This is a genomic window from Pseudarthrobacter sp. MOO14, assembly GCF_058267675.1.
The window spans coordinates 2,323,326-2,335,892 of the sequence record NZ_CM177849.1; the positions used below are offsets into that span (position 1 = coordinate 2,323,326).

The following is a 12,567-nucleotide window of genomic DNA, read 5'->3' on the forward strand; positions in this document are numbered from 1 at the left end:
CGCACTGTAAGGAGTCAACATGGTTTTCGCCCCTGACACGGAGGTGGCCCTCCGCACGGTGGTGAACCTCATCAATACGGCCGCGAATGGCAGGGAAGGGTTGGCCTCGGTCGGGGACCTGGACAGCTTCCTGGCGGCTGAGGGCTTTTCCGGGGCGAGGACACGGGACGCCGCGGAATTGCAGAGCGTCCGGCAGTTGCGGGGCTTACTGGCAGGGGTGTGGACAGCGGGCGAGGACGCCGCCGTGGACACCGTCAACCGGCTGTTGCGGGACGCCAACGCCCTCCCGCAGCTGATGAAGCACGACGGTTGGGACTGGCACCTGCATGCCACGGCTCCCGAGGCCCCGCTGGCGGACAGGATGAGCACCGAGGCGGCCATGGCCCTGGCGGATGTGATCCGCAGCAAGGAAATGGACCGCCTGCGGACATGCGAATCGGAGGACTGCGATGCTGCCGTCCTGGACCTGAGCCGGAACCGCTCCAAGCGGTACTGCGATACCGGCAACTGCGCCAACCGTGCACACGTTGCCGCCTACCGTGCCAGGCAGGCAGCGGCGGGTTAGGCGTTCCGCCGCAGCGTTCCTATCCCTGGTGCCGGGTGCCGCCCGTGTCGTCCTCGGGGTCCTGGCTGGTGGGCGTACCGAAACCATGGCCGGGCTTGGGCGCGGAACTGAGGTTCACGCCGGATCCCTTGCCGAGGTGTTCGGCGTTTTCCTTGTAGCTCATGGACAACATGGCGGCCACCACCAGGGTGACGATGAAGGCGATGCCGGCTGCGGTGAAGGCGAGATCGAAGCGGGGCGCGCGCGCACTGCCGCCGGAAGCAAAGATCAGCACGGCAACGAAAGCGACGACGGCCCAGAACGCCGAGAACATCAGCGGCCCCTTCACCGAGGTCCGCAGCTTGCGCGGTTTTCCTGGATGCTGGTCAGCCACTGTGGTTCCTCCCTGCAGGCGGCACGCGGCCGGCCTGGTTTCACGAATTGCGGTGTAGCACCAAAATTTCTACAACTAGTAGAAGGGCGCTCTTCCTAGTTTACGGCTTGACGGCACCGGCGCGGGCATCGTGGCGCAGCGTCAGGCCGGAAAGCACCCACAGCACACCCGAAATAATCGCGCCACCGCCGGCCACGCCCAGCAGCGCATGGGCACCAAGGTTGATGAAGAACGGCAGCAGCACTGCCGTGCCAATCCCGATCGCCCCGGATGCGATCCAGTCCCGTGCCAGGACGTGCCGCCCCCGATGCCGCAGGCCGCACGCCAGCTCAAGAACCCCGGCCACGCCGAGACCCAAGGCGGCAATGACACCAAACAGCAGGTCGCTGTGCAGCAGGATCACCGCCACACCGGCGCCGGCAAGCGCCGACCCCGCTGCGGACAGCAGCTTGCCGGGAGCCGAGTTCCGGGCAAACCCGGCGGCCGGGATGGCTTGCAGGGACACGACGCCGGCGGCCAGCAGGTAGAGTCCTCCCGCCCAGCCCATGACCTCAACGGAGGGGGAGGTCCAGAAGACCGTTACGGCGCCGAACACCAGCGCCACCACGGAACGGAGCAGGATTGGCTTCCAGAGTTCAGGGCGGGGTGAGGTTCCGGGAACTGCGCCCGCGGGAGTCGATGGTTGCGTCACCGGTCCAGTTTAGTGGGGGCAGCTGGAAGGTAGAACCGGACCCCGCAGCCGATGTTCAGGCTGGACCAAGCACCATCCAGCGGTCTGAACGGGCGCGCAGTCCGAGGGTGACGGCGCGCGCCGCCATATAACCCAGGGCGAAAGCAGCCCACAGCCACCCCAGCCCGGCAGCGCCCGGGCCACCGGAGAGCGCCACCGCCGCCAGCAGCGGCAGGTAGGCAGCAAGGTTCACCACGCCGGCCAGCGCCAGGTAGCGGGCGTCGCCGGCACCGATCAGCACCCCGTCCAGGACGAAGACATATCCGGCGATGGGCTGGCCCGCGGCCAGCACCCACAGGGCAACGGCGAGCACCGACTGCACGCGGGCATCAGGGGTGAACAAGCTCCCCACCCAGGGGGCCACCGCCGCGAGCAGCACGCCCGTCACCACCCCGAACCCCGCTCCCCAACGGACCATGGTCCTGGTCAACTCCCGGGCCTTGGCCGCATTGGAGGCGCCCAGTTCCTTGCCGATCAGCGCTTGGGCGGCAATGGCCAAGGCATCCAGCGCGAACGCCAGGAAGGAAAAGATGGTCATGGCCAACTGGTGCGCGGCAAGGTTGACCTCACCCTGCGCCGTCACCACCACCACGGTGGCCAGGATCGCCGCACGCAGGCTGAGGGTGCGCAGCATCAGCCAGGACCCGACGCGCGCCATGCTCCGGATGCCCCGCCAGCTGGGCACCAGGGGGACGCCCTGGCGGACCGCGTACCTGCGCACCATCACCAGGTAGACGGCGGCCATGGCCCATTGCGCCAGGCTGGTGCCCATCGCCGAACCCACCACGGACAACCCCAGCCCGTACACCAGCCACACATTCAGGACGATATTCACGCCGAACCCCGCGGTGGCCACCACCAGCGGCGTCCTGGTGTCCTGCAACCCGCGCAGCACACCGGTCCCGGCGAAGACCAGCAGCATGGCCACGAGTCCGGGCATGGACCAGCGGAAGTAGTCGATGGCAAAGCTGCGCACGCTGCCGTCGGCGCCGAGCAGGCCGATGAGCGGTTCCGCGGCGATGAATCCAGCCACGGCCAGCAGCAGGCCCAGCAGCAGCGCCAGCCAGGCGCCGTCGCGCCCGGCCGCCAAGGCCTTCCCCACCTGGCCCTGGCCAAGGGCGCGGGCCACGGCGGGGGTGGTTGAGTAGGCAAGGAACACCATGAGTCCGACGACGGTCTGCAGCACCGCCGAGGCCAGGCCCACGCCTGCGAGCTGGGGAACGCCGAGGTGCCCTACGATGGCCGAATCCGCCAGCAGGAAGAGCGGCTCGGCAACCAGCGCTCCAAAGGCTGGCACGGCGAGGCGGAGTATCTCCCGGGAATGGCTCCGGGGAGGGGCCGTGGCGGCGGATGAGGGATCTATTGGCACCGTGCCAGCTTAACCGGGCGCAATGACCCCGGAAGAGAGCATGACAAAGACCACAATCGTCCGGATTTTGTTGACTCTTCAAGCATATGTGGGGAAGGGTGGAATCCATGAACCAGTCACGACTGACCACAGTTGCCCTTACCGTCCTGCGTGTCATCCTGGGTTTCCTCTTCGCGGCCCACGGCTGGCAGAAGTTCAATGAATGGACCATCGCCGGCACCCAGGCCTCCTTCGCCAAGATGGGCGTCCCCGCTGCGGACGTCATGGCCCCGGCCGTCGCCGTCCTTGAACTGGCAGGCGGCGCAGCCCTGATCCTCGGTGTCCTCACCCGCGTGGTGGCCGCCCTCCTGGTCCTCGATATGCTCGGTGCACTCTTCCTGGTCCACGCTCCCGCAGGTGTCTTCGCGGCGAACGGAGGCTACGAACTGGTACTGCTCCTGGCCGCGGCAGCCTTCGCGCTGGCACTGGCCGGCCCCGGCCGGCTCTCCATTGACAGGGCGCTGTTCGGCCGGCGCACCTCACGGCTGGCCGTCCTGGCCTAGTCCGCTTCCGTCCCGAAACGCCTCACGGCGGCCGGCCACGCCATGGTGACCGGCCGCCGTCGGACGTTAAGCGGCGCTCCGCCGGGCGGCTGCACGCCGGCCCAGGCCGCTGCGGCGTGAACCGGCCGGTAACCTGGGCCCTCAGTATGATCGCAGCATGACTGAGACCGGCCACCCCAACTCCGTGACCCTCCGCTTCCTCGCCGCCCCCACCGATGTGGGGCACAGCGGCTCCGTGGACGCCGGCACGGTGCTCGAATGGGTGGACAAGGCCGCGTACGCGGCGGCCGTGGGCTGGGCCAAGTCCTACTGCGTGACCGCATACGTGGGAAACATCCACTTCGCCGACCCGGTCAACAGCGGCGACATGGTGGAGGTTGAAGCCACCATCGTCTACACCGGCCGCTCCTCGATGCATATCCGCACCGTGGTCTCATCCGGGGATCCGAAAGGCGGCCCGGCCACCATGCGCAGCCAGTGCATGGTGATCTTCGTAGCCGTAGGGGCGGACGGCAAACCCATCCCGGTGCCCCAGTTTGAGCCCGCCACCCCCGCCGAGGTTGAGCAGCGCGACCATGCGCTGGCAAGGATCAAGGTCCGCGAACAGATCGTGGAAGCCATGAACCACCAGGAATATACGGACGCCGGCACCGCCGAACGCGTCACGCTTCGGTTCATGGCCGCCCCCACCGACGTGAACTGGGGCGGCAAGGTCCACGGCGGCATCGTGATGAAGTGGATCGACGAGGCCGCCTACCTGTGTGCCTCACGCTACTGCGGCCGGGACACCGTGGCCGTCTTCTCCGGCGGCGTGCGCTTCTACCGGCCTTTGCTGATCGGCCACGTGGTGGAGGTGGAGGCCCGGCTGGTGTACACCGGCAACAAGGGCATGCATATTGCCGTCCACGTCCGTTCAGGCGACCCGAAGGGCCGCGAACTCAACCTCACCACCTACTGCCTCACCGTGATGGTGGCGCGCGACGATGACGGCAACTCCGTCCCCGTACCACCCTGGGTGCCGGTCAGCGACGAAGACAAGCGGCTGCACGCCCACGCCCGCGAACTCCTGGAGATCCGGGGAACGGCGCCCGGAAACCGGCTGCCCAACCACCTGCTGGCCGGCACGGCTCCCGCAGCCACCGCCGCGAACGGAGCCTAGAAGCCGCCGCCCCCGGAGTCGCCCGCCATGTTGGCGAAGCGGGAGTAATGGCCCTGGAACGCCACCACGATGTCCTTGGTGGGGCCGTTACGGTGCTTGGCCACCAGGATGTCCGCCTCGCCCGCACGGGGTGATTCCTTGTCGTAGACATCCTCGCGGTGCAGCAGGATCACCATGTCGGCGTCCTGTTCGATGGAGCCTGACTCGCGGAGGTCAGAGACCATGGGCCGCTTGTCCTGGCGCTGTTCCGAGCCACGGTTCAGCTGGGACAGTGCGATCACGGGCACCTGGAGTTCCTTGGCGAGGAGTTTGAGCGCACGGGAAAACTCGGACACTTCCTGCTGGCGCGATTCCACCTTCTTGCCTGAGCTCATCAGCTGCAGGTAGTCGAGGATGACCAGCTTGAGGTCGTGCTGCTGCTTCAGGCGCCGGCACTTGGCCCTGATTTCCATCAGGGACATGTTGGGGCTGTCGTCGATGAACAGCGGGGCATCATTCATCCTGCCCATGGTGGTGGCGATCTTGGACCACTGCTCGTCCTTGATGGTTCCCTTGCGGAGGTCCTGCAGGCCAATGGTGGCCTCGGCGGACAGCAGGCGCATGGCGATCTCGTTCCGGCCCATTTCCAGGGAGAACATGACGGTGGACAGGTTGTTCTTGATGGCCGCGGACCGCGCGAAGTCCAGGGCGAAGGTTGATTTACCCACGGCTGGGCGGGCCGCGATGACGATCATCTGCCCCGGGTGGAGGCCGTGGGTCAGCTCATCGAGTTCGTAGAAGCCGGTGGGCACACCGGTCATGCCCTCGCCGCGGTGGCCGGACGCCTCGATTTCATCCACCGTGGATTCCATGACGTCCTTGAGGACAACGTAGTCTTCCGCGGTGCGGCGTTCCGCCACGGCGTAGACTTCGGCCTGCGCCTGGTTCACCAGGTCTTCCACTTCGCCATCCGAGCCGTAACCCAACTGGACGATCTTGGTGCCGGCGTTGACCAGCCGGCGCAGTACGGCCCGTTCGGCAACGATCTCGGCGTAGTACCCGGCGTTGGCCGCCGTGGGTACGGTCTGGATGAGCTCGTGCAGATAGGCAGGGCCGCCAATCCTGTTGATTTCGGCGCGTTTGGTCAGTTCGTCCGACACCGTGACGGCGTCCGCCGGTTCCCCGCGTCCGTAGAGGTCGATGATGGCCTCATAAATGGTCTCGTGGGCCGGGCGGTAGAAATCCTGGCCCCGGAGGATCTCCACGACATCAGCAATGGCGTCCTTGGACAACATCATGCCGCCCAGGACCGACTGTTCCGCGGGGATGTCCTGGGGAGGTTTCCGGCTCGCGTCCGATCCGCGGGTCGCTTCCACCGGGTCCAGATGCGCGATTGTCAAAGCTGCCGTCCTCCATTTGTGCCGGGCCAGGCGCCCGGTGATCCATCCTGTTTGCGGATCCTAAACAGAACCGCCACGCGTCCAGTACTACCCGGAAGCTCTGACAATGAGGCACCCGCGGGCCGGATGCCGCCTCCGGCCGGAAGTTATCCCCACTATCCACAGCTTTTCCACAGAGCGCCCGGAAAGGGCCATGGGAGAGGCTCTGGATCGCGGCGTACAGGCCGTGGCCTGGCCGTGAAAAACAGGTACCCCGCTACGGTAGCCGCCCCCGGTCCAGCGGCAAAGCCAGTACGCCGGAACTGCTGTGGATAACCTGTGCACTACGGGGCATAGCTTGTGCACAGCCTGTGGGGAAGTCTGTGGATACAGAATTTTTTTACCTCCTAAAAGCCCTCTGAACTGCGGAAACATCTTCACCAGCATGTGGAGTAAATATTTCTTTCCAGGAATTTCATCCACAGGTTCGGCGCCCGCACCCGCAGGCCGGAACCGGCCTGGGGCCGGTCGCGGCATGCCGGCATCCGCCTGCGTGGCGCTGCTCATATTCCCTTGGCGGAGCTTGACCGGCAGGGGAACGCTGCAGTATGCAGCACGGTGAATATTGCTGTGGATAACCGGGTTCTGGATTAAGCTCTAGGTATGGCTTTGGCTGGACGGACAGCCGGCAACGCAACCGCCTTGGCGACCGCCAGGAAGTACACAGAACGGCTCGTAAAAAATGGAATCCCTAGTGGTCCCGGTCCTTATCCTGCTCGCCGTCGTTGCGGGGGTCATCGTGACCTACCGCGCAGTCCGCGGGCGCAGGGCGTCAGATGGAGGAGCCCCGTCCCGGCCGGCCGGCCCGGCACAGGACCAGGCGACGGAACTGGCCCGCGCCGCTGCCGGCAAGTTGTCAGAAAGCGAACACCGTCGCTTGTACGCCATGATCGCGCAGGGGCAGCCGTTGGCCGCCATCAGGCTGTACCGGGAGGTCACGGGCGAGGGACTCCGGGCCTCGCGCGACGCCGTCGGCGCCCTGGCGGCACACCCCCAGCCCTACCGCCAGCAGGAGCCGGTAGAGGCTGTGCAGGAGGATGACGAGCCACAACGCTTCCCCTACCGCTACCGCGCCATCGCCAGCAAGGGCGACGTGACCCGTGAAGTGAGCAGCAATATGCTCAACGACGAAATCTACGGCCGGATCCGCTCCTTGGCCCGCAGCGGGGACACCGAGGCTGCCGTTACCGCCTTGACGCGCCACTCGGACATCTCCCCGGTCCAGGCCCGGGAATTCATCGCGCTGCTGGACGACTAGCGCGGTCCGGCGATTCCGGCCAGGAGTTGCTCGAAAGGCAGGGACTCCAGGGGTGCGGGCTTCCGGCCCGGCTGGGGACCCTCCAACAGCAGGGTAAATTCGGTGGCAGCGCGCTCAATGCGGTCGGCCAGCGACGAGCCACCCTCTTCCGCGGTTCCCCAGTCCTGGGGCCCGGCAAAGACTCCCGTGGCGGCCGTGCGGGTGCGCAGGTAGCTGAACAACGGGCGCAAGGCGTAATCCAGCACCATCTGGTGCCGGTCGGTACCTCCGGTGGCGCCCAGCAGGACAGCCTTGCCGTCCAGGGACTTGGGGTCCAGGACGTCGAAGAACGATTTGAAGAGGCCGCTGTAGGAGGCGCTGAAGACCGGCGTCACGGCGATGATCCCATCCGACGCCTCCACCCCGGCGATGACTTCCGCCAAGCGCGGTGCGGCGTATCCCGTGACGAAGTTGTTGGCGATGTCGACGGCGAGGTCCCGGAGTTCGACGACGTCGACCAGCACCTCGTGGCCGCCGGCGGTGAGCCGCCGCTCGGCAGCGGCCGCCAGCTGGTCGGCCAGCAGCCGGCTGGACGACGGGACGCCAAGTCCGGCGGAGAGGACTGTGATACGGCGGGTTTCCATGGCATTCTCCTGGTGCTCGTTCATTCGATCATACATGCATTTGCATCTATATCCCTGAACCGCGGTACCTCCTCATGTATTCCCGTGACCCGCATCAAAGCAGGACGGTGCCCTGGATGCAGGTAGTGGACTCTCCGCCCACCCACACATCGTCGTCCTCGGCGGTGACATGTACACGCCCTGCCCGGCCCAGGACGGTACCCTGCGCGGCGACATAGCGCCGGGGTGCCCTGCAGCTACCAATAAGCCACTGGGCGGCCCCAGCGTTGAAGCTGCCCGTCACCGGATCCTCCACCATCGCATCACCCGGGATAAACGTCCGCACCTCAAAGTCGGCGTCCCCGCCGGACAGATGCGGCCCGATGACTCCGACCTTCAGGTTCCCCATGGCCACCGGATCAGGCACGAGCGCCATCACTTGATCCGCAGACCCCAGCAGGACACCGATCCACTCCGGCCCATTCACCAGCCAGGATGCGTCCACGATGTCACCGGCCGGGATTCCCAGGGCGACAGCCAACTGGCGCCGAAGGGGCTCGTCCACGGCCTCAAAGCGGGTCAAGGGCGGTGCGGCGAAAGCCAATCGGCCGGCGTCGCGCTTGATCCTGACCAGACCGGCACCACATTCCTGGACCACGAAGCCGCTGGACTTCGGAACTCCGCCGGCCTGCAGCCAGGTATGTGCGGATCCCAGCGTGGGGTGCCCCGCGAACGGGAACTCCTCGCTCCCGGTGAAGATCCGGACCTTGTAGTCGGCGCGGGGATCCTCCGCGGGCAAGAGGAAGGTGGTTTCGGAGAGGTTGGTCCAGTTCGCGAAGTGCTGCATTGTTGCCGCGTCAAGACCGTGGGCATCGAGGACGACGGCGAGCGGGTTGCCGCGGTAGGCGTTGCCGGCGAAAACATCCACCTGGTGGAAAGGACGGCTGCTGGGTGTCGGGTTCACCGGAGCAGGTTACCACCGGCCCGCCGGGCGGACTGCCGGTCCTAGGAAGGGAGCAGCGGCAGGGCCATGGCGGCCAACGGAACGGCGGTGAGCACAGCACAAAAGCCCAGGTTGATCCACCGGTAGGTTGCGAGGATGGCGACAAATTCCCGAAGGAAGGCGCTGGGGATAAAGTAGCCCGCCGTCCTGGCCCCGGTGACGTGGGCGCGCAGGCCCGCGCGCCGGGTGAACATGGCCGCGCGAAACACGTGGTAGCTGCTGGTGACCACCGTGACGGGCGCGTCCGGCCGCTCCATCAGCGCGCGCGAAAAGTGCAGGTTCTCCATGGTGGTTGCTGCCCGGTCCTCCACGATGATCCTGTTGGCAGGAACACCCTGCTCCTGCAGGTAGCGGGCCATCGCTGTCCCTTCGGCGAGGAGTTCATCGGCTCCCTGCCCGCCACTGGGAATCAGAGCCCTGATGGACCCGCCATGCTTGCCCCGGTACAGGCGCGCCGCCGCGTCAAGCCGGGCCGCCAGCAGGGGCGGAACCGAGCTGCCGGCCAGGCCGGAACCCAACACCACCACGTATTCGGGATGGCGGCGCGGCGGCAGGTGCGAGTAAATCAGCGAATAGACCAGATAGCTGACGAACACGAAGCCCACGTAGCCGGTCAGCAGGGCAGCCGCCGACGTGAGCGCCCTTAGCGCGGGTACGGCCGTCTGCAGGGCGGCCAGGACAAGGGGAACGGCCACCACGGCCAGCCCTGCCAGCAGGGACAGCAGGTTTGCCAGGCTGCGGCCTTCGCGGCGCAGCATGATGAGGCCGTTGAGGACAAGGAACACGGCCAGGATGGGCACTGAGAGGATGAGCAGGAGGCCCAAGGCCACGGTAATGAGGACAGGGACCGAGTTGTTGGAGTTGTTGCCGGAGACCAGGAGGAGCCCAAGCCAGCCGATGACCGCCCCTGAGACGAGGAAGACTCCGTTCCGCAGGCGCCTCCGGTCGGTCGCAAAGCTGACGGCTGCGGCCAGCAGGAGGATGCAGCTGACGAAGAGGAACGGCAATGCTGGGTGACCTTCCGTGGAAACGGTGGAGTGGTGCAGGCCAGGAACAGCGGCCCGCACCCAAGCCTATGGCGCACGCGGCCGGCCGCTGGAAACCCCGGCAGTGACCTTGCACGCAAATGGCCCCCGCACCGGAATCCCGGGCGGGGGCCACTGAACTGCGGTGGGGAAACTACTTTCCGGCAACGACCTCAAGGTCGATGACAGCGGAAACATCCTCGTGCAGGCGGACGTTGGCCGTGTACGAACCGACAGACTTGATGTGGTTCGGCAGTTCAACGTTGCGCTTGTCGATGGCACCGAGGCCGGCGGCCTCGACTGCGGCAGCGACATCAGCAGGCTTGACGGTGCCGAAGAGACGACCGGACTCGCCGGCCTTCACCTCGAGCTTGACCTTCTTGGAGGACAGAGCCTGGGCCTGCGCCTGTGCAGCTTCAACAGAAGCGTGCGCACGGGCGGCGCGGGCAGCCTTGATGGACTCAACCTGCTTCTCGCCACCCTTGGTCCAGGTCAGGGCGAAGCCGCGGGGCAGCAGGAAGTTACGTGCGTAACCGTCCTTGACCTCGACAACATCGCCAGCAGCACCGAGACCGGTTACTTCGTGGGTCAGAATGAGCTTTGCCATGTTAGTTAATCCCTTCCTTAGCCGCGGCCAGCGCCGGAGTAAGGCAGCAGAGCAACTTCGCGGGCGTTCTTGATTGCCTGGGCGATCTTGCGCTGTTCCTGCACCGTGACGCCAGTGACGCGACGGGCGCGGATCTTTCCGCGGTCGGAGATGAACTTGCGCAGCAATGCTACGTCCTTGTAGTCGATGACAGTGATGTCAGCGGCCTTCAAGGGGTTGGACTTTGGTTTGGGCTTACGGAGTTCAGCCTTAGCCATCGTGGAGCTCCTATTCTAGGGAGCCCGTGGATATTGATCCACGGGATGGTGGTGGTCCGACGGCGGCAAAACCTTGGGTGCCTTGCGGCTCCCGGGCAGTCCCGGCATCGGGCCGTTGTTTGGGTTTTAGAAGGGAGGTTCGGAATCGGGGCCGTTGCCCCAGCCGCCTGCATTGGACACGCCGGGCGTGGCCCAGGGATCGTCCTGTGCAGCCTGCTGGTTGCCGCCGCCCCAGCCTCCACCGGAGTTGCCGCCCTGGTTTCCACCAGGGTTGCCGCCTCCGAAGCCACCGCCGCCGTTGCCGCCGCCGAAGCCGCCCCCACCCTGTCCGCCGGAGCGCTGGGTGCGGTTGACCTTGGCGTTGGCGTAGCGCAGGCTGGGGCCGATTTCGTCGACCTCAAGCTCGATGACGGTGCGCTTTTCGCCTTCTTTTGTTTCGTAGGAACGGCTCTTCAAGCGGCCGGTGACGATCACGCGCATGCCCTTGGTCAGGGATTCGGCGACGTTCTCGGCAGCTTCACGCCAGACCGCGGCGCGGAGGAACAGGGTCTCCCCGTCCTTCCACTCGTTGGACTGGCGATCAAAGGTGCGGGGGGTGGAAGCGATGGTGAAGTTCGCTACTGCGGAACCGGACGGTGTGAACCGCAATTCCGGGTCATTGGTGAGGTTACCGATGACCGTAATGGTGGTCTCGCCTGCCATCTACTGCCTCCTTGTTCGATCCTGGGTGAAGAGTGCGTTCCTGCGGGGTAAAGAATGAATTTTGGTGCTGATTACTCAGCAACAACCTTCTGCTCTTCGGGGCGGGTGATCTTGGTGCGCATGATGGTCTCGTTAAGAGACAGCTGGCGGTCAAGTTCCTTGGCGGTTTCCGGCTTGGCGGTGAAATTCACCACGGCGTAGATACCTTCGGACTTCTTCTTGATCTCGTAAGCCAGACGGCGACGGCCCCAGATGTCAACCTTTTCGATGGTTCCACCATCGTTGGTGATGACGTTCAGGAACTTCTGAAGCGACGGCTCAACGGTACGCTCTTCGACCTCGGGGTCGATGATTACCATCAATTCGTAAGGACGCATATGTGAACCCACCTCCTTTGGGCTAAGCGGTTACGGCATTTCCGTAACAGGAGGTTCATTTGCGATTCCGCGCAGTGCCTTGCCACCAGTACGGAGGCAGGACGCAGCACAGACTTCAATATCCTAGTGCATCTGGACCTGATAGGCGATTCGCGCTTGACTCAAGGCTATCCGCGTGATGTGGCAGGAGCAGCCTGACCGGACACGTATGTGGAAAACGCAGGAGCGTGCCGTTCGGCATTAGACGTCTATGCGGGTGCACCGCGGGACGCCACGCCCACCGCGCCACTTCCGTTACCCAATTGTGATTCCGCAGGGATTTTCGTGTACGGTCTTCGGGTGGGCCGCCCCAGCCGGCCCCAATCCCGGAAGACGCCCAACTCTGCCGCTTCCGCGATCCCTCAGGTTCCAAGGCAGAGGCGGGGGACCCAAGTGTCACGGGCATGGCTCCCGCCTGCCCTCGGGGTGAAGCCGCGATCCGCGGCCGAATGGCAGCATTCGAACCCGACAGCTAACCCCGCCGGCGTTGAGAGGTAAATTCCCCATGCCCGCATCCCGCAAATTGAGCGCCAAACGCGCC

At 65.6% G+C, this 12,567-nt stretch carries 15 protein-coding genes and 1 riboswitch; of the genes, 4 read left to right on the plus strand and 11 right to left on the minus strand.

All coding sequences use genetic code 11. The features are described 5' to 3' along the window. The first annotated feature begins 19 nt into the window (after positions 1-19). On the plus strand, positions 20-565 hold the full coding sequence (locus AC4EEV_RS10895) for a CGNR zinc finger domain-containing protein (RefSeq protein ID WP_109044817.1): 546 nt from the start codon (positions 20-22) through the stop codon (positions 563-565). A 19-nt stretch (positions 566-584) separates the two neighbouring features. Here AC4EEV_RS10895 and AC4EEV_RS10900 read toward each other — a convergent pair whose 3' ends face one another. The 3 genes from AC4EEV_RS10900 to AC4EEV_RS10910 form a co-directional block, all read right to left on the minus strand. Then, entirely contained in the window at positions 585-938 is a 354-nt protein-coding gene (locus AC4EEV_RS10900; protein ID WP_018762877.1) for a hypothetical protein, read from the minus strand. Positions 939-1,038: 100 nt separating this feature from the next. Further along, positions 1,039-1,629, minus strand: a complete 591-nt coding sequence (locus tag AC4EEV_RS10905) for a hypothetical protein (RefSeq protein ID WP_026264905.1) — start codon at positions 1,627-1,629, stop codon at positions 1,039-1,041. A gap of 55 nt (positions 1,630-1,684) precedes the next feature. Further along, positions 1,685-2,965: an MATE family efflux transporter gene (locus AC4EEV_RS10910; RefSeq protein ID WP_491328939.1), complete on the minus strand. Its 1,281-nt coding sequence runs from the start codon at positions 2,963-2,965 to the stop codon at positions 1,685-1,687. A 179-nt stretch (positions 2,966-3,144) separates the two neighbouring features. Here AC4EEV_RS10910 and AC4EEV_RS10915 point away from each other — a divergent pair, with 179 nt between their 5' ends. Then, positions 3,145-3,579: a DoxX family protein gene (locus tag AC4EEV_RS10915; protein WP_109044864.1), complete on the plus strand. Its 435-nt coding sequence runs from the start codon at positions 3,145-3,147 to the stop codon at positions 3,577-3,579. Between the two features lie 157 nt (positions 3,580-3,736). Continuing rightward, positions 3,737-4,738, plus strand: a complete 1,002-nt coding sequence (locus tag AC4EEV_RS10920) for an acyl-CoA thioesterase (RefSeq protein ID WP_491328940.1) — start codon at positions 3,737-3,739, stop codon at positions 4,736-4,738. On the opposite strand, the gene dnaB is transcribed toward AC4EEV_RS10920, so the two are convergent. Next, on the minus strand, positions 4,735-6,117 hold the full coding sequence (gene dnaB / locus AC4EEV_RS10925; protein WP_109044819.1) for a replicative DNA helicase: 1,383 nt from the start codon (positions 6,115-6,117) through the stop codon (positions 4,735-4,737). The two genes, AC4EEV_RS10920 and dnaB, sit on opposite strands and share 4 nt — an antisense overlap. A gap of 721 nt (positions 6,118-6,838) precedes the next feature. Between dnaB and AC4EEV_RS10930 the strand changes: the two genes are divergently transcribed. Further along, positions 6,839-7,414: a hypothetical protein gene (locus tag AC4EEV_RS10930; protein ID WP_491328941.1), complete on the plus strand. Its 576-nt coding sequence runs from the start codon at positions 6,839-6,841 to the stop codon at positions 7,412-7,414. Here AC4EEV_RS10930 and AC4EEV_RS10935 read toward each other — a convergent pair. From AC4EEV_RS10935 to rpsF, 7 genes are all read right to left on the minus strand, one after another. Further along, the gene (locus tag AC4EEV_RS10935; RefSeq protein ID WP_491330873.1) at positions 7,411-8,037 is read right to left on the minus strand and encodes an FMN reductase; all 627 of its coding nucleotides are present in this window, start codon (positions 8,035-8,037) and stop codon (positions 7,411-7,413) included. The two genes, AC4EEV_RS10930 and AC4EEV_RS10935, sit on opposite strands and share 4 nt — an antisense overlap. A 94-nt stretch (positions 8,038-8,131) precedes the next feature. After that, positions 8,132-8,980 (minus strand): PhzF family phenazine biosynthesis protein, encoded by an 849-nt coding sequence (locus AC4EEV_RS10940; protein ID WP_491328942.1) that lies wholly within the window; start codon positions 8,978-8,980, stop codon positions 8,132-8,134. Between the two features lie 41 nt (positions 8,981-9,021). After that, positions 9,022-10,026: a YdcF family protein gene (locus AC4EEV_RS10945; RefSeq protein WP_491328943.1), complete on the minus strand. Its 1,005-nt coding sequence runs from the start codon at positions 10,024-10,026 to the stop codon at positions 9,022-9,024. Between the two features lie 172 nt (positions 10,027-10,198). Next, positions 10,199-10,651: a 50S ribosomal protein L9 gene (gene rplI / locus AC4EEV_RS10950; RefSeq protein ID WP_018762867.1), complete on the minus strand. Its 453-nt coding sequence runs from the start codon at positions 10,649-10,651 to the stop codon at positions 10,199-10,201. Positions 10,652-10,668: 17 nt separating this feature from the next. Continuing rightward, positions 10,669-10,908: a 30S ribosomal protein S18 gene (rpsR, locus tag AC4EEV_RS10955; RefSeq protein ID WP_003800144.1), complete on the minus strand. Its 240-nt coding sequence runs from the start codon at positions 10,906-10,908 to the stop codon at positions 10,669-10,671. A 126-nt stretch (positions 10,909-11,034) separates the two neighbouring features. After that, entirely contained in the window at positions 11,035-11,610 is a 576-nt protein-coding gene (locus tag AC4EEV_RS10960) for a single-stranded DNA-binding protein (RefSeq protein WP_018762866.1), read from the minus strand. Between the two features lie 71 nt (positions 11,611-11,681). Then, complete coding sequence (gene rpsF / locus AC4EEV_RS10965; protein WP_013602900.1) at positions 11,682-11,987, minus strand: 30S ribosomal protein S6; 306 nt, start codon at positions 11,985-11,987, stop codon at positions 11,682-11,684. A gap of 370 nt (positions 11,988-12,357) precedes the next feature. Then, positions 12,358-12,527: riboswitch (cyclic di-AMP (ydaO/yuaA leader) on the plus strand. The last annotated feature ends 40 nt before the right edge of the window (positions 12,528-12,567 follow it).

Bases quoted from the DNA above. Each gene is read 5' to 3' on its own strand.
- AC4EEV_RS10920 (WP_491328940.1), top strand. From the start codon at position 3,737: ATGACTGAGACCGGCCACCCCAACTCCGTGACCCTCCGCTTCCTCGCC.
- AC4EEV_RS10960 (WP_018762866.1), bottom strand. From the start codon at position 11,610: ATGGCAGGCGAGACCACCATTACGGTCATCGGTAACCTCACCAATGAC.
- rpsF (WP_013602900.1), bottom strand. From the start codon at position 11,987: ATGCGTCCTTACGAATTGATGGTAATCATCGACCCCGAGGTCGAAGAG.
- rplI (WP_018762867.1), bottom strand. From the start codon at position 10,651: ATGGCAAAGCTCATTCTGACCCACGAAGTAACCGGTCTCGGTGCTGCT.
- AC4EEV_RS10935 (WP_491330873.1), bottom strand. From the start codon at position 8,037: ATGGAAACCCGCCGTATCACAGTCCTCTCCGCCGGACTTGGCGTCCCG.
- AC4EEV_RS10915 (WP_109044864.1), top strand. From the start codon at position 3,145: ATGAACCAGTCACGACTGACCACAGTTGCCCTTACCGTCCTGCGTGTC.
- AC4EEV_RS10895 (WP_109044817.1), top strand. From the start codon at position 20: ATGGTTTTCGCCCCTGACACGGAGGTGGCCCTCCGCACGGTGGTGAAC.
- rpsR (WP_003800144.1), bottom strand. From the start codon at position 10,908: ATGGCTAAGGCTGAACTCCGTAAGCCCAAACCAAAGTCCAACCCCTTG.
- AC4EEV_RS10930 (WP_491328941.1), top strand. From the start codon at position 6,839: ATGGAATCCCTAGTGGTCCCGGTCCTTATCCTGCTCGCCGTCGTTGCG.